Raw genomic sequence first — 17,453 nt, 5'->3', positions numbered from 1 at the left:
CCGGGTTTTCAAAGGGATAGTGGTACAAACAAGCAGAATCTGATAGAATGAGAAGATCAACCAATGCTCAAAAAGCGATGCCATCACTGGTGAACTAGCAAACTCATATCTCGACAAAAACAGATTGAGAAGGGGAAAATCATGTTTTTCTATTATGCCTTTTTTATCTTGCAATTGTTGTCGTTTTTCCTCCTGGCGTTCTGGCTCTGGATGTTCATCGATTATCTCTTCAATAAAGCATTAGATAGCAGAAGCCAGGTCATATGGGGCTTGGTGTTCCTGCTCCTCCCCTTTGGCGCAATTCTCTATTACTGCTTGGGACGCTCTGAGCACAAGATACGCAACGCGTCCATCTAGCCACCTGCCTTGACGCGCAACCAGAGGATGGAGGAAAGGCTTCTGAGGTAAGGAGCCGGGATGAGTTGCTTCAGCCGAACAAGCTTTTCCAGAAGAAAAGAGCGAGGGCTCTGAGGGCAGCGATCTGACAGCATTGCTCAGCCGTAATGCGTGGTGGGGTTCCCGGTCGGGGCGCATCGCGTAAGCGCTCAGCAACACTGAGCGTGTCCTCATCCATCCCTTGTAGGCTGACCCAACGATCACGCCACAACCGCGCCGTATCCACATGAGTCGCGAGCTGCCGCGCAATCTGTGCATTTGTATAATCCTGTGCAGCAGCTAATACGATGCGCGCTCTCAATGCCTGTTGCTGCTCACTCCGATGACGCCTGCTCATCTGCACCCATTCTTTGTTGCTCTCTCTCACTGAGCTTGACCTGGCTTGCCCGTTTTGGCATGTTCGTTCTTCCTGGCTTTTTCCTCCTAATTCTCTCATGGATCTATTTCGACCTGGAATTCACCCAGAAAAATGTAGATGATAAACTGGGAGGTTATCTCATCTTATTTTCGGAAGTGTGCTCGAAAGCAAGCGGACTGACATACTGCAATGTCGAATGCAAACGAATGGGATTATAAAAACATTCGAGATACTCGAAAATGGCTGTACGAGCTTGCTGCCTTGTCTGGAAGCGTATTCGATTGGTACACTCTTTCGTGAGAGTAGCGAAGAACGATTCCATTGCAGCGTTATCCCAGCAATTTGCAGTGCGACTCATGCTGACTTCAATGCCTTCCTCACGCAAAGCTGCCTGATACCGCTCGGAAGTAAATTCAGTTCCTCGGTCAGAATGATGAAGCAAATCAGATCCAGGATGCCTGTGCGCTACCGCCATACGCAGAGCCAGCTCAGTCAGTTCCGAATCCTCCGATGTCCCCATCGCCCAGCCGACCACCATGCGCGAGAAGAGGTCCAGGATCACGACCAGATACAGCCACCCCTCAGCAGTCTCGACGGCTTTGGTATCCGAGACCCACTTCGTATTGGGTGCATCCGCGTGAAATTCTCGTTGGAGGAGATTAGGAGCAAAACGAGCATGAGGGTCGCTTTTCGTTGTCGGTTTGCGCGACCGTTTGGGCAGCGCTGACAAGCCCAGCTCACGCATCAAACGTGCAACTCGCTTGCGAGCTGTGCTGATCCCTCGTTCTTTGAGCAGCATATGAATGCGTGGACTCCCATAAAGCTTTCTGTGCTCCAGGAACAGTTGTTGAATTTCGGCGGCAAGACGGGCATCTTCTCGACAATGCTGGGAAGGCTCTCGATTTTTCCAGGCATAGTAGCCACTCTCCGACACCTCAAGGGTCTTACAGAGCATCGTGATGGCATAGTGTTGGCTCTGCTCTGCAATGAAAGGAAAGGTCAGAGCTGGCCGCGCGAGAAGATGCCCAGCGCTTTTTTTAAGATATCACGTTCTTGGCGCAATAATTCGTTTTCTCTCTTTAATTGTCTCATTTCTTCTTCTTGAGGTGTTTGATGCCCACTTCCAGGAAATGCTTGCACCCCATGCTCGTCAAACTCCTTACACCAATGATGCAGCGTGCTGTCAGCAATGCCCAAATCCCTTGCAATTTGGATCATCGGCTTTCCACTGGTTTTTGCGAGTTGGACTGCTTCTCTCTTGAACTCTCGTGTAAATGTCCTTTGTTTCTTTTGCATGGTCTGTTCCCTTTCTGTGGAAGTCCATTCTCTCTAGTTTACCTTCCACACTTTTCTGGGTCAAGACCAACCTCAATGTACTAGGCATAGGGAGATCAGTGCTCCAGGCCTGGGCCGAGAACCATTGGAATGGTTGGCTGCTCTACCTATCGTGGAATGAGCAGTGTTTTCAAGTTCTCTCCACTTCTCGCTGCCTCCATCGCCTGAGCAAAGTCGGTCAGCGGAAACTCGGCGCTTATAAGACTTTTGACATCAATTGAGCCATCAGCAATGCTGGAGATTGCTAGCGGGTAGCAGTAAGGGGCAAGATGGCTGCCGCGTATGGTCAATTCCTTCTGATCACCCACCAGGTTCCAATCGACGCTTGCGCGCTCGTTCAGGACGCTAAAGGCGACGAGCGTACCCAGACGACGCACCATCGCTAATCCCTGTTGTGGACCAGTAGCGCTCCCCGTCGCCTCGATATACACATCGCAGCCGTACCCTTCGCTTAGCCGTTTGATATGGGCAACGGCATCTTCCTCCTGTGGATTGATCACGACATCTGCGCCCAATTTTCGAGCCAGTTCCAGGCGATAATTTTTGGTATCTATCGCGATGAGCGCCCCTGGATTGTAGCGTTTCGCGGCTTGGAGCATACAGAGGCCAATATTGCCAACGCCCGCTACGACTACAACGTCGCCCGGCTGAATCTCGGCTCGTTGTACCGCGTGAATGGCGCATGCCAGCGGCTCGATATATGCCGCTTCTCGTGCTGAGATGCGCGGGTCGATTTTGTGAATACGCGCTTTGGCCGGGTAGATCATATAGTCCGCCATGCCGCCTTCGGCACGCCTGCTTTTAAAACCAAATATTACATGTGGCTCGCACATATGGTACTGCCCGCGCTGGCAGAAGCGGCAGGCGGTGCAGGGGATAATTTGCTCTGCCACAATATGATCGCCGGAAGCTATATTATGTCGCTCGGCGGCTCCTTCTCCCAGAGCAACGACGCGGCCCGCAAACTCGTGCCCTGCAATTACCGGAGCTTCACAATAGCCGCCGGAGCCATGTTCTCCCCAGAACATGGCTCCGCCCGTATAACACTTCATGTCGCTGGCGCAGATGCCCGCCGCCCCCACCTTCACTAGCACCTCGCCCAGTCCCGGCTCAGGTCTGGCAACCTCTTCTACTCGATAGTCGTAGGGTCCATAGCACACAACTGCTTGCATCGTTTCTGCCATTCCAGTCAGTCCTTTCTACTGGCTCATAGTTGTTCTACCTACCAGGCGTCATTTTCACATCGCCCGGTTGCTTCTATGATATGCGATGACTGGATACCTATGGAAGACTTATCAAATCATTGATAACCATTTCTCCTCGACTTCCTTTTCCAAATCTATCCCAATGGAACTTGTAATTTGACAGATAAGTTCGCTGAAACGGGACTTTATGCGTCAGGAGCCAAACTGGAATTTGGAACTCCATCAACTTTGATGGAGTTCCTGGGCTTTTTCTCCTTTGAGACGGCTTGGCGAACCCTCCAAGGATTCGAAGTGATGAACATGCTACGGAAAGGGCAACTGCAAGGAGTGGAAAAAGGGGATGTGAGAAGCCAAGTCGAGCTGGTTGCCAAGCTGTTTGGAGCGGCCGCCTAAGAACGTTTGAGAGGGCTACTTGCCCTCAACTTCTTTTCCTCAGATTTTTTACAATACCCCCTTTTCTTGAGGGTCAATGAACCGGATTGCCTTAGCTGGACTCACGAGGGATCAGGAGAGGTGGATGGATTGGCTCAAACTGCCCCTCTCGCTCGTTATTTTCATCAGTAGCCGCCAGATGCTCAACCAGATCAATAAGATATCTCCCAATTCCAGCAATATCCTGGCGTATAGAGGTCAGGCTTGGAGTCGTGAGTTCACAAAAAGGAGTGTCATCCGAACCTACCAGCGCGATATCTTCTGGCACGCGCAGGTTCTGTTCGCGGAAGGCTCGCAGCAAATGGAAACAATACTCATCATTGAAACCGTACAGGGCGGTGGGCCGGGAGGAGTCACCGGCCAGGAGTCGGGCGATCCGGCGTGCCTCTTCCAGCGTGATTTCTTCGATTGAGAAGGGTTGTGGAGCAGGCAGCTTCACTTCTTCGAGGGCAGCATATATACTTGCCAGTCGCGCTTCAATTGTATAACTCAAATATCTATTTTGTGGGACGATCACCCCGATCTGGTGATGCCCGCGTTCGATCAAATGCCGAGCAATCAAATATCCAGGCTCCTCTTCCGGTGTCCAGAACAACGATCCCGCCTGCTCTATAGAAACACAGGGACCCGCACCTTTGCTTTTTGCCAGCTCAATGTCATCCTGGGTCAAACTCCCCGGCATTGTCACAATGCCAAAGGGACGCTGAGAGAAAAGACGCACAAGAAAATCTTGCCGCGCTTCTTGCGGGCCGATGTTATTGAAGTAGACAGCCAGTGTGTAGCCTTTTTCTCGCGCACACTGTTGCAGAACACTTGTGAGAGCGCTGAGAAAAAGAGTGAGTGGACGGTCGAGAATAAAATAAATATCATCGCTGCGCCCTTTGCGTAAAGCCCGTGCCGAAGGTTGGGGATGATAATTGAGTTCACGAGCAGCAGTCAGCACACGCTCGCGTGTTTCCTGGCTGATGGGAAGCGACGTTCCATTGAGGACATAGGAAACGGTGGTGCGTGATACCCCTGCCCGACGAGCTACATCCCAGCTGGTTGGGGGACGATGACCTGGTGTCATGAAGGATGTTCCTCGTTTACTCTTACTGATCAATTGTGTCTATTCTCTTCTATGATAGCATAGGTCTTCCTTACGCGCCAGGCTGATTATCATTTCGATCACCAATCGCTATGATGATTCCCTTGACAATCGTTTCCCAGCCTGGGTATACTTTCTTCTATTGACACGTGTCAATAGAAGAAAAGGATGTGAGAAACGAGGACGTTATGAAAGCGATCTTTGTCTGTTTTGACACGTTGAACCGCCGTCTGCTTCCGCCTTATGGGTGCGATTGGGTCCATGCTCCCAATTTCAGTCGTCTGGCAGAGCGCGCAGTGACGTTCGACAACGCCTACGTCGGCAGTATGCCCTGCATGCCAGCACGACGCGAACTGCATACCGGGCGCTATAATTTTCTCCACCGCAGTTGGGGGCCACTGGAACCTTTTGACGAATCGATGCCAGAACTCCTTACGCAACACGGCGTTTACACCCATCTGGTGAGCGATCACCCGCACTACTGGGAAGATGGAGGGGCGACCTACCATACACGCTATCGTACCTGGGAGATTGTACGTGGTCAGGAAGGCGATCCGTGGAAAGGTCAGGTTGCCAATCCTGAGATGCCTGAGAGTCCGCGAAACATGCGGGGAGAATTGTGGCGGCAGGACTGGGTGAATCGACACTACCTGCAACGCGAAGAGGATATGCCCCAGGCGCAGGTCTTCAGTCGCGCATTGGAATTTCTACGCACCAATCAGAGCCAGGATAACTGGTTTCTGCAAATTGAGACCTTCGATCCTCATGAACCCTTTTATACCCAGCAGCACTATAAGGCGCTCTACCCTCATCACTATAGCGGACCACATTTTGACTGGCCCGACTATGCACCAGTCACCCAGTCAGCCGAGGAAGTCGAGCACATACGCTACGAGTACGCGGCCCTGGTCAGTATGTGTGACCACTATCTGGGTCAGGTGCTCAACGCGATGGACGAACTGGCGTTCTGGGGTGATACTCTGCTCATCGTCGGTACAGATCACGGCTTTTTGCTGGGTGAGCATGACTGGTGGGCCAAGAGCGTGCAGCCCTGGTATAGTGAACTAGCGCATATTCCTCTCTTCATCTGGGATCCACGCGATGGCACATCTGGGGCGCGGAGGGATAGTCTGGTTCAGTGGATTGATTTCGCTCCAACCTTGCTCGAATTTTTCCAGATTCCTATTCCTGAAAGTATGCAGGGAATGCCCCTGCGTGAGCGAGTTGCGCTGGATACTCCAGCCCGTCCAGCAGGGCTTTTCGGAATATTCGGTGGACATGTGAACGTCACTGATGGTCGCTATGTGTATATGCGAGCACCGATACGCCCCGACAATATGCCATTATTTGAATACACCCTGATGCCCACGCATATGCGCAGTCGCTTTGCCGTCTCCGAACTCCAGGAAATCAGCTTGAGCGAAACCTTCTCATTCACTCAAGGCGTCCGTCCTTTGAAGATTCCCGGACGCTCCTATACCAGCGCCTATACTTTTGGAACCATGCTTTTTGACCTCGCGACTGATCCTACGCAGGAACATCCTATAATCAACGATGAAGTTGAGTTACGTATGATCGGTCTTCTCGTTGAGTGGATGCATTGGAATGATGCGCCGCGTGAGCAATTCGAGCGCCTGGGATTACCAGCTGAGGGCAAGGCAACGTATGAGTATCTTCTGTGTGCCCGGCACTATGAACTGGTTCAACAAGCTCTATGCAAACAACGGGCTACCGCAGCTTACACCGGTCCAGGAGCAATCTATCTCACATTGCCGTTTCGGGAGATCATGGCCTTGCCAACAGGAGAAGCCGTCTTACGTCAGCACTTCTCCGAGCTGATTGAGCATCCTGATTTCAAAAAAATAATGCAGAGCGTCTCGCCGCAACAAGCCGCCGGATTTGTGCCTGGCATCTTCTCGCCCGAACGATTAGCAGCCTTTGCCGCCGATCTGGCAGCCCGGACGAATGCCAGTGCGAAACCTTTCTCAGAGAGCGAAACCAGGGAGGAAGAACCAGGGAAAGCATAACCATCTGGCGAGAGCCATGATTTTCGCGTCATCTCTGGCAGTGGCGCTAGAGATGGAAAGTCGTCATGCCTGCACAAGAAACACGTTTACAAGTACGTTAAACAGGCATTTCATCAAAGGAGTGAAATTATGTCAGATCGAATCATTGATGGCGTTGATAACAGCAATCGCGTGGCTTTCACCCCGGCGCTGGCATCGGAGATCTCTGTCGTACCTGTGAAACGGCGCTGGCTCAGTAATACTATCCTGACGTTCGCGCTGTTCGCGGACAACAACGAATCGGGAATTGTCAGCACTTTATTTGTGTTGATCAGTAAAGACCTGGGGCTAGGCCTGGCCGCTCTCGGCATCCTGACGGCCCTGGGCAAAATCATCGCAGCGATTTTTGGCCCGCTCTGGACGCTTCTGGCCCGGCGCTACAACCGCAAAGCGATTATAGCGGGCACAAGTATTATTTTCGGCCTCTGGACTGCTGCAATGGGCTTCTCACAGAATTTTACGCAGTACTTGATTCTCTTCATTATCGCCACAATTGGTACAGTGGCAGCACAACCCATTATTACTGAAATGGTGGGCGATCTCTTTGTTGATACAGAGCGAGGGCGCGCAACAGGCTTCATGTATGGCGTGCTGGGTCTGGCCGGTTCGCTCACTACTCCGCTCCTGGGCCAGCTTGCAAATATTCCGCATGGGTGGAAAGTTGGCTACTATATCGTGGGCGCTATGATGGGACTGGCCGGGCTGCTCATTCTGGTCAGCGTCTACGACCCTGGACGAGGCGCGAGCGAGTCAGCGATTGAGAGAGCGATGACTCGCCATACCGGTGTCTCTGCCTTAAAGTGGAGCGAGGTGAAGCAGCTTTTCACGATTCCAAGCTATATCCTGATGCTGGTTTCACGTATGCTCAGCGGACATCTGCTCCTCCAGTCGTTCGGCGTTGTATATCTCATAACTGTTCTTCATTACACGACCGCGCAGGCCACACTGATCTATGGTACAGGCTTTCTCGGATATGTTGCGGGCAACTTCGTCGGAGGGTTTCTCGTTGACCAACTCGGCAAAGTCAGCCAGCGACGAGGGCGTGTGGTGCTGCTCCAATTAGCCCAGACACTCTTTGCTCTCGTGGCTTTCGGTTTTCTCCTGCTCAACGGAGGCAGTATAGGACTATTGATCGCTTTTTTCTCCGCGCTGTTCTTTTTACAGGGAGTGAACCCCAGCATCAATCGCCCCATTGTCTATTCAGTGGTTCCACCAGCCTTACGTGGTGCTGCGTTTGCGGTGATGATCTCGATTGTCGAATCGGCGACCTGGGCCATCTATAACCTGTTCGCGGGCTTTCTAGGACAGCAATTTGGCTTGAGGCCGGTCTTTTTCGGCGTCCTGGTGGTGGTCATGCTCGTCAATGCAGCAGTTATTTTCTTCTTATACCGAACCTACTGGCCTGATGTACAAAAGGTCCAGGCTCCTCAAGAGGAGCAGGCCTCAAGAGAAGGAGCATAACAAACCATGAGAGCGTTAAGCAAACATGAGCTGGTTGCAGGCGGAACTGGTCATAAATCTTTGATGATCCCGCCAGCCTTTCAAGTGATGGTCAAACCACGTGGCTCCCTTTGCAATCTGGATTGTAGCTACTGCTTCTATCTGGAAAAGGAAAAACTCTATCCTGGGGCAAGTTTTCGTATGAGCGACGAACTGCTAGAGGAGTATATTCGTCAGTATATCGCTGCACAATGGGTGCCCGAGGTGGTTTTTGCCTGGCAGGGAGGAGAGCCAACCTTGATGGGGCTGGAATTTTATCGCAAAGCTGTGGCATTGCAGCAGAAATACCGCCGGCCAGGCATGCGTATTCTCAACGCTCTTCAAACGAATGGAACGCGCCTGGATGATCCCTGGTGCGCCTTCTTTCGTGAACATAATTTTCTCATCGGACTTAGCCTCGACGGGCCGCGTAAGTTGCACGACGCTTACCGCGTTGATAAGGGTGGCCAGCCAACCTTTGATCGGGTCATGGCCGGGCTGTCCCTGCTCAAACAGCATCAGGTCGAGGTCAATGTCTTGACCTGTGTCCACACCGCCAATGTGGATGATCCGCTAGCAGTCTACCGCTTTCTGCGTGATGAAGTGGGCGCGCGATATATTCAATTTCTCCCTATTGTCGAGCGTATGCCTGCGACCGGCTCTCAGGAGGAAACGCAGGTTAGCCCACGTTCGGTTGATGGGGAAGCCTACGGACACTTTCTGAACACGGTCTTCGACGAGTGGGTTCGGCGCGACGTTGGACAGGTCTCTGTACAGATGTTCGATATCGCGCTGGCGATCTGGCTAGGAGAACCATCAGGGCTGTGTATCTTTGACGAGACATGTGGACAGGGATTGGCGATGGAACACAATGGCGATGTCTATGCTTGTGATCACTTTGTTGAGCCTGGTTACCTCCTGGGAAATATGCAGATCATCCCTCTTGCTGAACTGGCCGGGTCGGTCAGGCAGCGCGCTTTCGGCCTCGCGAAGCGAGAGGCGCTGCCCCGTTATTGTCGGGAGTGTCCGGTGGCTTTTGCCTGTCATGGAGGCTGCCCTAAAGATCGCTTCATCCAGACACCTGACGGAGAACCAGGACTCAACTATCTCTGTGCTGGTTACAAAGCCTTTTTTAGCCATGTAGACGCGCCGATGAAGCTGATGAGCGCGTTGATACGGCAAGGGCGTCCTGTGACAGATGTAATGACAGCTTTGTAGTGGAGTGCCCCCAAAAATCTGGTTCATGCCCACTTTCGATGATGCAATACTCGCAACCGAAGCAGGTCAAAGTTGGCACGTCCATACATGCTGCACTTCAAAAATTTCAGGCTATTGACATGGCCCTCGACGACTCCATTGTTCCATTTGAGAACGAGACCTGCCTGCACCGCTTCTTGATCCTGGCGCAATTTGTTGACAAATGCACGGAGTTCAGGAATGCCTGCGTGAAAAGCGGTTTGTAACCACTCATCCAGCTCTTCACGCCGCCGGTCTCGAAGCATTTGCATGAAGAGCTGAAACAAGACATAGACACGTTTGATGTAGGGATGGAGTTGACAGGCTTGATTGAGAGCCACCTTTTCTTCGACGGACAGTTCTTCCCTTTGGCGCAGCATGAACCCAACCACGCGGTGTGGCGTCATTACTTTGGTTGTTGCTCCTTGAGCAAATTCTCTACCTTGCTGTTCCATTGCGCGAAGCCTGAAGCACAAACCGCTCTACCGTCATGCGTGAGCATGTGTACCCACGTGCCACGATTTCTCGGAAGAGGCCAAGCACATTGCGCTCTCCTTCAAGAAAACGTATGCGCAAGTAGATTTCATAGGGAGCCAGGATACCCGGCGAGACTGGGCGTTCAGGTTTTTCGGGAAAGCAATCGGCTTTTGCATAGCGAATCACCGATTCTCGATGCATATGAAGCTCGCGGGCAATGGCACGATGCGAAAGTCCTTGTTTCACTAAACGCTGAACCGCCTCATAGCAAAAGGGATGAGCAGGAGTAATCATTTTATAGCGCCCTGGTGAGTTTCTCTGTTCTCAGTTCTGACACTACCGGTCCGGAGCGTACATGGACTGGTTTGATGGAAAATGCGCCAAACTTCGGTGGGAGTCCGAACAAGATGAGAAGAGGAGATGAAGGATCTCCTCTTGTGGAAGGCTCAGTCATAGAGAGCATCATCAAGGTGACCACTGTGACAAGAGCAGAAAAGAGATCAAGGTCTGCCTTGTTTATTATTCGTATAGTCATATGCGGTGTGGTGAACTGTCGGGATCAGTTCTCAATGGGACAACATATGTTCTTTGGCTCAAAAGAAAGATACACCACGCCTCTGGTTGCACAGGGAGCAATGTGTTTGCGTAGCAGCTACGTGAACTGCCCCAGAGGCCATCTCGTTAACTAGGATAAATAGGTGTTAAACTGTCTAAGCTTAGTCAACACCCCCTGGCTGATTCACCGGGGGTTCCTGCGCTCGGTTGTATAATTTGATAGTTCCTTCTTTCGTGAAGAAGGGTTCTCGGCATTTAGCGACTGGTATCCTGGCGCAAAAACGACGGATTACTAGATAAACAACATTATGGGCGCAGCAAGGAATCCTCTTATTTTTCCAACATCGGAAAATAAGAGGTGTCCCATCGTATGTGAGACGGAGCAGCGAGGCGTGAGGTGATGAGGCTCTTTTCCTGAAGTGGTGGAGGAGTTTCAGGCAGGGAGACCTGCTTCTATTCTGCCTTCTTTTGGAGGAGATTGAGGATGGTCGTCTTGTCTATGCTCTCGGGCGAGAGGTCGATGTCGGCCTCAGTTGCCGAATCGACGAATTTTGCACCAGCGGCGGCCAGGATATCATTGAGCGCAATGGAGTGGGTGTAGTAGTGTAGCAGGTACTTTCGCGCCTGCTCCGTGTACCCACCGCCGCGAGCGCTTCTGGAGTTGCCCTGGTCCGATTCGGCGAAGGAAAATGTGCAACCAGATGCATCGGCGACGAGGATGCCCAGGGTCTTCTGTTTGGCCTTCATCGTTGAGCGCGAGAGCGCTATAATGTTGTTGGAGTCTACCGTGTAGTGGGTGGTAGGATGTACTGGCTTCTCGTGAGCAACGAGGATCTTGAAGGGAACGTCTCTGGTTGGGTGGTAGTTAAAGTAGTTCACGGTCAGGATGAAGACGCCTCGTGCCTGTTGGCTGATGTAGAAGAGTTCGGAGGCTCCGTGTGGTGATGGTGCATCCGTCATATCTCCTGAAAACAGAATATCCTTCTGCTCGCTTCTAGAGCTGCCATCCCAACCGATCTTGCCGCTTTCCGGCGAGATGAGGGAGAGATCGAGGTCAATACGATTCCCCGAGACGTTCTCCCAGTGAATGCCAACAACCATATCCTGTGTCAAGGCGACGGATGTTCCCGAGGGCAAATTGCCCGTAAACTGCTTCTCGGTGGCCGGCAAGCCATAGGTGATCCCTGCCGGGATGAAGATGGTCTTGCCTTCGACCCGCTGCGCGATATCTCTAGTGAGCGACTCCAGTACGACCTCGTATGCCTCTTGTGCGCCAGCTTGGTTGGAGAAATCGAATGCGGTTGCATACGACTTCCCATTGCGTATCCGGTAGACAATCGAGTCGGCAGCAGTCGTCCGGAACTTCAATGCGTATGCCAGCCTGATCTTGCGGAACGGGGAAGCCGTTTGCAGTGCGTGGAAGAAACGGTTGTCCAATGGACGTTGCTTATGCCGGAGTCGCGCTGTCACCACATTGAGTGTGTCTTCAGACATGGGTTGGTGGTGATGCTCGGCCAGACGACGGATCTTATTAATGGTTTGTTTCAGCTGGCTGTTGGTTCGTAGCGCCAGAAACAGCGGCTTAAAGCGGTAGAAGATCTCGGCCAGCCGTGCCAGGCCAAATTCCTGTTCATAGCGGGCGAAGGCGTCGAGGAGATCCAGGTTGTCACGCTCTTTGATGGCAGCTATCGATGCCTGATTCTTGATCAGCAGTGTCTTGCTCGTTGCCCGATAGACCACGTAGCGCAGGAACTCTATGGGGTTGGCCGGCACCCTGCCGAGGGTGTCATAGAGGGCCGCCATGACTTCTTTATTGCGTACACGGTCAATCTCCTCATCGGAGAGGCCAACGAAACGAGCGATATCCAACACGTCGCGAACGGTCTCTTCGTGCAGAGCGACACCCGAACTCAGCACCCCCAAGAGTTTCTCTTGCAGTTCACTCCTGGTGTAGCCACGGATCACGACCAGCCGGATGCCCTCTTCAAGCTCAGGGACGTTCAGTTGTTCACTAGGAACATAGACGGTGTCCTGGTCGAAGATCCCGAGCGCCTCGAAGCCATAGGTCGTGAAGTAATGAAGGATCTGCTCGATCACCAATTGTTCGATGGAGGCGTCCCGAACCTTGGTCCAGGACTTGTGGAAAGTCTGGTTGAGTTGCTCTGGGGAACGACCATAGGCATCGTCTACCAGTTTGACGAGTTGGGGTGTATCGGGGTAGTGATAGAGGACTTCAGGGGCGAAGAGGAAGCCTCTGCTGATCGTCTGTTTCAGCACGTCTTCGTCTCTTTTCCCTTGTTTGCTTTCGACTGGCAGCGCCTTGAATAGACGAATCGCAGACTCCATCACACCCCTTTCTGGGAAACGGCGGGCGGTAAGCTCGCCGCTCTGCCAACTGAGCTACACTAGCCGGAGCCAGTGGAGGGACTCGAACCCCCGACCTGCGAATCCCAAGGAAGAGGAACCGCCTGTGCCGTCTGCTCTATTCTATGAGCGTGAGGGGGAAAGGGGCAAATCCTATTTGGTGAAGAGGACTTCTTTCCCAGGTTTTGTTGCTCATGGAGCGAGGAGTAAGTATCTTCACAAGATGGTAAAAGGAACTCCTTGTGCTCCGGGAGCATGATACCAAGCTGAGCTATGTATGTCAAGCGTGAGCATGTAGGTGCCAGGGCTTTCCAATTCTCCCATCTAGCAGGAGTGCAGAGGGCGGCAGCCCTTTGCCGGGGTGCGGGGTGTCCCCACAAAAAACTTTTTTCTTCTCTTTTGCGCGCCGCCGCAGGCGGCGCGCGAAGGAGGGAAGGAAACTGGGGACGCCCCAGGCCCCGGCAGGGAGACCCCTGCACCCCTTTGAGCGGAGAACTGGAAAGCCCTGACCAACTTCACCCCAATGTTTACACAAACTGGCAAAGGGACTTGCGATTCTCGCCACTGTTTTCTACACTGACAAGCAAGACCTCTAGCTTTCAAACGAGACTATCCGTTTGAAGTGACCAGAAGAAAGGAAAACCCTCTTGTATCGTGCATCAATCCATCCAGACGTTCTGCAACAGTTCCCGCAATATAGTGGACTTCTTCTCTACGCAGAAAATCTAACCAATGGGCCATCAGATGAATACAGTACGGTTCTGCTCAGACGTGTTGAGCAGGAACTGCGTGAGCGCCTGAGCCTGGAGGATCTGCCGAAGCTGCCGCACATCCAGGCATGGCGCGAGGCGTACAGACGCTTCGGCTCGAATCCCAAAAAGTTTCCTTGCTCGTTAGAGGCTCTGCTCAAACGCGTGTTGAAGGGCAATGAGCTGCCAGCGATCAATCGAGTGGTGGATATTTACAATGCGATGAGCCTGGAGCATCTGCTTCCAGTGGGTGGTGAGGATTGGACGAAGCTCGCGAGCGAGCTTGCGCTCACCCCGGCCACAGGGACGGAGCCATTTGTGGTGTTTCACGAAGGGCAGGAGACAGTTACCTATCCAGACAAGGGCGAGATCATCTGGGCCGATGCGGAAGGCGTGACCTGTCGGCGTTGGAACTGGCGGCAGTGCAAACGCACCCAACTCACAGAGGCCACCCGGCATGCCTACTTCGTGCTGGATAGCCTTGCTCCCTACACCAAGGATCAGCTTCAGGCTGCCGGAGAAACCCTGGCCTCTCATCTGCGACACGTGGCCCCCGACTGCACCATCAGCATAGAAATACTGGGAGCACTGGCGTAAAGCAACCTGGATCTTGCCTGAAAACGCGGGTCGCTCACAGACCGGCGACCCACGTTTCGAGAAGCAAGAAGGAAAACGAAGAAGTACCATAAAGGGATTCACTTCCACTATTCGGTGATCGAAATGCAGAATGCTACCCCCTCTTGATCGCATCCAATCCCCACGCCCTTCGTCCATACAGCACCACCGCAACTAAAATCGCCACGATCAACGGCGATAGCACCCAACCCCACCCGGCCGTCACTACCGTATAGACTACCGCACCAATCAGAATCACCAATAACCCACAAGCCGCCAGCGGCGTCAACCACCGCCACTTTCGCACCATCCCCGGCAAAATCAACCCCAACGCCCCCAGGATCTCACATACCGCAATAAAACGCATAAACACGTTGGGCATCCCAGAATAAAACTGTGTCAACATCTCATTGGTTCCAAACAGCTTAAAGCCCCCCGCTGTCAAAAGCTGCGCTGCCGCCACTACCTGTACCACCCACAACACCGCCGAGATCACCATAGCCTTCCGGTCCCGCTTCTTCCCGCTCTCAGCTGCCTCTTGAGAGCTCAAAATATCTCCCATTGTCATTCTCCTTCCTGGTTCCTTCTCATACTCGACAACATGCACTTAGCATAGTTGGGCCGGGATGCTGCAAAACCTTCATAGGTCTTCCGCCCTAGCAACAGAGCGTCATGGGAAAAAAGCTCTTCATACTTATACTTCGCTCGCCCTTCCTCGACACACTGGAGCGACCATCCCGGATCTTCGATGACGCCGTCGAGGGCTACAAACATTGAGTTGTGCTTTTTGCGCCTTTCAAGTAGGGATTCTGTTGTTATTGAAGACTATCGGCCCAATGAATCGACAAGTGTATACATTTCTATCAGGTGCACCGAAGAACCTTTCTTTCTCAACTACAGTTAGTATGGCTCATCTGAAAGGTGTTGTCTTGTATAAAAACAGCATTTGCTTGGGGCAGAACGATCAACCTTACCTATTGTTTTTCTAGAGCCTGTTAGGGACTCGATATGGAAATCCATTGAGGGTGCATAAGCACAGCAAAAACTACCAGATGAAAACCAGCGACCGTTGCGAGAAGCCGTTCAGCGTCGACAGAGGCAAGCTCAACCGACAGCCCAGTGGCTTCTTGCACTGCTGCTGCCAGTTCTCCCACTTGAGCTCGATCTTGCACGTTGGCGGGGGTAACCAAGCAGCGCCAAGACAAGAGATGGCCCAAGGTATCAACGGGCACACTGCCAGTCCTGGAAGGCGGATTCTTACCCACATTTTACACAACATGGGCCAGGAAAGCCCTGCTCTTTTGAAGGCAGGGATGAATTGGCCTTGCAAGGAGAAAGGCGAACAAAGGAGAAGAACGGTCATCCAAATATAGAGATATTTCGATTGACAGGCGAGGATAGAAGCGTTAGCATACATGCATCAGAAGTGAAGGGGGAAGGCCAGAGTCGATCATGCCATGCGTGTATGAGTACAAGGTGGATGGAACCCAGCGCCAGTATCATGCCATCGAGGATGCTATTCGCATCACCCAGTTCATCAGGAACAAGTGTGTGCGTCTGTGGATGGAGACGAGGAGCACCAACAGAAACGATCTGCAATGCTACTGCGCTGAGCTTGCCAAAGCGTATGATTTTGCCAAAGCCCTCAACTCGCAGGCCCGGCTAGCTGCTGCTGATCGTGGCCCAGGCGCGATCTCTCGCTTCTATGACAATTGCCGCAATCACAAGCCGGGGGAAAAAAGGCTATCCGCAATTTCAGCATGATTGTCGCTCAGTCGAGTATAAGCAGACAGGATGGAGGCTTGAACCTGATGGCAGGCATATCAGCTTCACCGATGGCTGCCACATCGGGCGGCTCCGGCTCGTTGGTACCCGCGACATCGAAACCTTTCCGATACAGCAGATCAAACGGGTCCGCCTCATTCGCCGGGCAGATCTTCACAAGCTGGACCGCTTTCAGCTTGAATTCCCGCGTAAAGGTTTGCTGTGTTTTTGGCATCTTCTTTTCCTTCTGTGGAGAACATCCACTCTTCAAGTTTCCCCTCTCCAGTTTTCCGGGTCAAGACCACATCCTTCCTTTCCTCGAGTATGGGAGACGTTTGATCCGTTGCCCGTGGGCACTGCCTGAAACAGCACATTCCGGATGGGCAAGAGATGAGACGGCCTCACTCTTGGCTGGCGTATAGGCAGACCAAAGCCCCAGTCCAACAACTTCTGCGCATCACTAAAGCGGCTGGCATCCGTAGAGGTATTCAGGACGACCCCGATCAGGTGATGGCCGCCGCGCGTCGCCGAGAAGACCAGGCAGGGTCCGGCGTCGCCAGTGTAGCCGGTCTTGACACCGGTGGCGCCAGCATAGGTCCAGAGCAGGTTATTCGTATTCACCCAGCGATGCGCCTGGTGGGTGTCGGCAGGGAGCGGTTGGTACGTACGCGTCTGCACGATCTGGGCGAAGAGCGGCATGCGCAGGGCATAGCGCGCAAGGAAGGCCAGCTCGTGCGCTGTCGTATAGTGGTTGTCAGAGAAGAGGCCATCGACGTTCCCATAATGCGTATGGGTGAGGTGCAACTGCAGCGCCTCCTGATTCATCAGCTGGACGAAGCCCGCCGGAGAGCCAGCCAGGCCATCGGCGATGGCAACCGCTGCGTCATCGCCAGAGGGCAGCAGCAGGGCATAGAGCAGATCTCTGAGGGTCAGCTGCTCATTGACCTTCAGACTAGCATTGCTGCCGTCGTTCTGCTCTACCTCCTGAATGGCATCCTCGTGAACGGTAATCAGTTGATCCAGCTGGCCTCGCTGCAAAGCGACGAGAGCCGTCATAATCTTTGTGGTGCTGGCCATCGTTCGTTCCTGCTCGCCGTTGATATCAGCGAGCGTATTGCCGCTGTCGGCATCGAGCAGAAAGGCTGAGGCAGCGCTGACGGATGGTGGTGAGACCTGAGGTGTGAGAACCGGGGCAGAGACAGGTGGGATCGCCGGTTCGCCCGCCCAGGCGAATCTGACCCGCACAAGCCCCAGCAACGGAGCGAGGAAGATGGCCCCCAATGCCAGCAGCATTAGGGACAACCAGAACAGACGACGTTTTACCATAGGATATAC

At 52.9% G+C, this 17,453-nt stretch carries 13 protein-coding genes and 4 pseudogenes; 7 read left to right on the top strand and 10 right to left on the bottom strand.

The features are described 5' to 3' along the window. Nucleotides 1-141: 141 nt before the first annotated feature. On the top strand, nucleotides 142-357 hold the full coding sequence (locus tag K3T83_RS01775; RefSeq protein WP_220201270.1) for a PLDc N-terminal domain-containing protein: 216 nt from the start codon (nucleotides 142-144) through the stop codon (nucleotides 355-357). Between the two features lie 70 nt (nucleotides 358-427). On the opposite strand, the gene K3T83_RS01770 is transcribed toward K3T83_RS01775, so the two are convergent. The 3 genes and pseudogenes from K3T83_RS01770 to K3T83_RS01755 all read right to left on the bottom strand — a co-directional run bounded on the left by K3T83_RS01770 (nucleotide 428) and on the right by K3T83_RS01755 (nucleotide 3,273). Beyond that, nucleotides 428-733 (bottom strand): helix-turn-helix domain-containing protein, encoded by a 306-nt coding sequence (locus tag K3T83_RS01770; protein ID WP_220201269.1) that lies wholly within the window; start codon nucleotides 731-733, stop codon nucleotides 428-430. Between the two features lie 154 nt (nucleotides 734-887). Further along, nucleotides 888-2,050, bottom strand: a pseudogene (locus tag K3T83_RS01765) (IS3 family transposase). 146 nt (nucleotides 2,051-2,196) lie between these two features. Then, entirely contained in the window at nucleotides 2,197-3,273 is a 1,077-nt protein-coding gene (locus K3T83_RS01755; protein WP_220201267.1) for an alcohol dehydrogenase catalytic domain-containing protein, read from the bottom strand. 261 nt (nucleotides 3,274-3,534) lie between these two features. On the opposite strand from K3T83_RS01755, the pseudogene K3T83_RS01750 reads away from it, so the two are divergent. Then, nucleotides 3,535-3,687: pseudogene (locus K3T83_RS01750) on the top strand (IS6 family transposase); the annotation flags it as partial. Between the two features lie 91 nt (nucleotides 3,688-3,778). On the opposite strand, the gene K3T83_RS01745 reads toward K3T83_RS01750, so the two are convergent. Further along, nucleotides 3,779-4,795 carry a LacI family DNA-binding transcriptional regulator gene (locus tag K3T83_RS01745; RefSeq protein WP_220201266.1) on the bottom strand — a complete coding sequence of 339 codons (1,017 nt, stop codon included), beginning with the start codon at nucleotides 4,793-4,795 and terminating at the stop codon, nucleotides 3,779-3,781. A gap of 206 nt (nucleotides 4,796-5,001) precedes the next feature. On the opposite strand from K3T83_RS01745, the gene K3T83_RS01740 reads away from it, so the two are divergent. The 3 genes from K3T83_RS01740 (at nucleotide 5,002) to K3T83_RS01730 (ending at nucleotide 9,576) form a co-directional block, all read left to right on the top strand. After that, entirely contained in the window at nucleotides 5,002-6,840 is a 1,839-nt protein-coding gene (locus tag K3T83_RS01740) for a sulfatase (RefSeq protein ID WP_220201265.1), read from the top strand. Nucleotides 6,841-6,969: 129 nt separating this feature from the next. After that, nucleotides 6,970-8,340 (top strand): MFS transporter, encoded by a 1,371-nt coding sequence (locus K3T83_RS01735; protein WP_220201264.1) that lies wholly within the window; start codon nucleotides 6,970-6,972, stop codon nucleotides 8,338-8,340. Nucleotides 8,341-8,346: 6 nt separating this feature from the next. Next, nucleotides 8,347-9,576, top strand: a complete 1,230-nt coding sequence (locus tag K3T83_RS01730) for an anaerobic sulfatase maturase (RefSeq protein WP_236064782.1) — start codon at nucleotides 8,347-8,349, stop codon at nucleotides 9,574-9,576. 23 nt (nucleotides 9,577-9,599) lie between these two features. Here K3T83_RS01730 and K3T83_RS01725 read toward each other — a convergent pair whose 3' ends face one another. The 3 genes from K3T83_RS01725 to K3T83_RS01715 form a co-directional block, all read right to left on the bottom strand. Next, entirely contained in the window at nucleotides 9,600-10,001 is a 402-nt protein-coding gene (locus K3T83_RS01725) for a transposase (protein WP_220201263.1), read from the bottom strand. Nucleotides 10,002-10,032: 31 nt separating this feature from the next. Further along, nucleotides 10,033-10,365: a hypothetical protein gene (locus K3T83_RS01720; RefSeq protein ID WP_220201262.1), complete on the bottom strand. Its 333-nt coding sequence runs from the start codon at nucleotides 10,363-10,365 to the stop codon at nucleotides 10,033-10,035. A gap of 714 nt (nucleotides 10,366-11,079) precedes the next feature. Further along, entirely contained in the window at nucleotides 11,080-12,972 is a 1,893-nt protein-coding gene (locus tag K3T83_RS01715) for a hypothetical protein (protein ID WP_220201261.1), read from the bottom strand. 665 nt (nucleotides 12,973-13,637) lie between these two features. Between K3T83_RS01715 and K3T83_RS01710 the strand changes: the two genes are divergently transcribed. Then, nucleotides 13,638-14,336 carry a B3/B4 domain-containing protein gene (locus K3T83_RS01710; RefSeq protein ID WP_220201260.1) on the top strand — a complete coding sequence of 233 codons (699 nt, stop codon included), beginning with the start codon at nucleotides 13,638-13,640 and terminating at the stop codon, nucleotides 14,334-14,336. A 133-nt stretch (nucleotides 14,337-14,469) separates the two neighbouring features. Here K3T83_RS01710 and K3T83_RS01705 read toward each other — a convergent pair whose 3' ends face one another. Continuing rightward, a complete protein-coding gene (locus tag K3T83_RS01705) occupies nucleotides 14,470-14,916 on the bottom strand; it encodes a DoxX family protein (RefSeq protein ID WP_220201259.1) in 447 nt (148 codons plus the stop codon). Nucleotides 14,917-15,442: 526 nt separating this feature from the next. Further along, a pseudogene (locus tag K3T83_RS56085) lies at nucleotides 15,443-15,580 on the bottom strand (IS5/IS1182 family transposase); the annotation flags it as partial. Between the two features lie 226 nt (nucleotides 15,581-15,806). Here K3T83_RS56085 and K3T83_RS01700 point away from each other — a divergent pair. Continuing rightward, nucleotides 15,807-16,290, top strand: a pseudogene (locus K3T83_RS01700) (nuclease/transposase family protein); the annotation flags it as partial. A gap of 95 nt (nucleotides 16,291-16,385) precedes the next feature. Here the strand turns inward: K3T83_RS01700 and K3T83_RS01695 are convergent. Continuing rightward, complete coding sequence (locus K3T83_RS01695) at nucleotides 16,386-17,444, bottom strand: D-alanyl-D-alanine carboxypeptidase family protein (RefSeq protein WP_220201258.1); 1,059 nt, start codon at nucleotides 17,442-17,444, stop codon at nucleotides 16,386-16,388. Between the last annotated feature and the right edge of the window lie 9 nt (nucleotides 17,445-17,453).

The organism is Reticulibacter mediterranei (assembly GCF_016587455.1).
The sequence above is the reverse complement of the archived record's forward strand: the minus strand, read 5'-3'. Positions and strand labels throughout refer to the sequence as shown.

Coding starts and splice junctions, on each gene's coding strand:
- K3T83_RS01740 (WP_220201265.1), top strand. CDS start 5,002: ATGAAAGCGATCTTTGTCTGTTTTGACACGTTGAACCGCCGTCTGCTT.
- K3T83_RS01745 (WP_220201266.1), bottom strand. CDS start 4,795: ATGACACCAGGTCATCGTCCCCCAACCAGCTGGGATGTAGCTCGTCGG.
- K3T83_RS01735 (WP_220201264.1), top strand. CDS start 6,970: ATGTCAGATCGAATCATTGATGGCGTTGATAACAGCAATCGCGTGGCT.
- K3T83_RS01715 (WP_220201261.1), bottom strand. CDS start 12,972: ATGGAGTCTGCGATTCGTCTATTCAAGGCGCTGCCAGTCGAAAGCAAA.
- K3T83_RS01730 (WP_236064782.1), top strand. CDS start 8,347: ATGAGAGCGTTAAGCAAACATGAGCTGGTTGCAGGCGGAACTGGTCAT.
- K3T83_RS01695 (WP_220201258.1), bottom strand. CDS start 17,444: ATGGTAAAACGTCGTCTGTTCTGGTTGTCCCTAATGCTGCTGGCATTG.
- K3T83_RS01755 (WP_220201267.1), bottom strand. CDS start 3,273: ATGGCAGAAACGATGCAAGCAGTTGTGTGCTATGGACCCTACGACTAT.
- K3T83_RS01770 (WP_220201269.1), bottom strand. CDS start 733: ATGAGCAGGCGTCATCGGAGTGAGCAGCAACAGGCATTGAGAGCGCGC.
- K3T83_RS01720 (WP_220201262.1), bottom strand. CDS start 10,365: ATGATTACTCCTGCTCATCCCTTTTGCTATGAGGCGGTTCAGCGTTTA.
- K3T83_RS01775 (WP_220201270.1), top strand. CDS start 142: ATGTTTTTCTATTATGCCTTTTTTATCTTGCAATTGTTGTCGTTTTTC.
- K3T83_RS01725 (WP_220201263.1), bottom strand. CDS start 10,001: ATGACGCCACACCGCGTGGTTGGGTTCATGCTGCGCCAAAGGGAAGAA.
- K3T83_RS01705 (WP_220201259.1), bottom strand. CDS start 14,916: ATGGGAGATATTTTGAGCTCTCAAGAGGCAGCTGAGAGCGGGAAGAAG.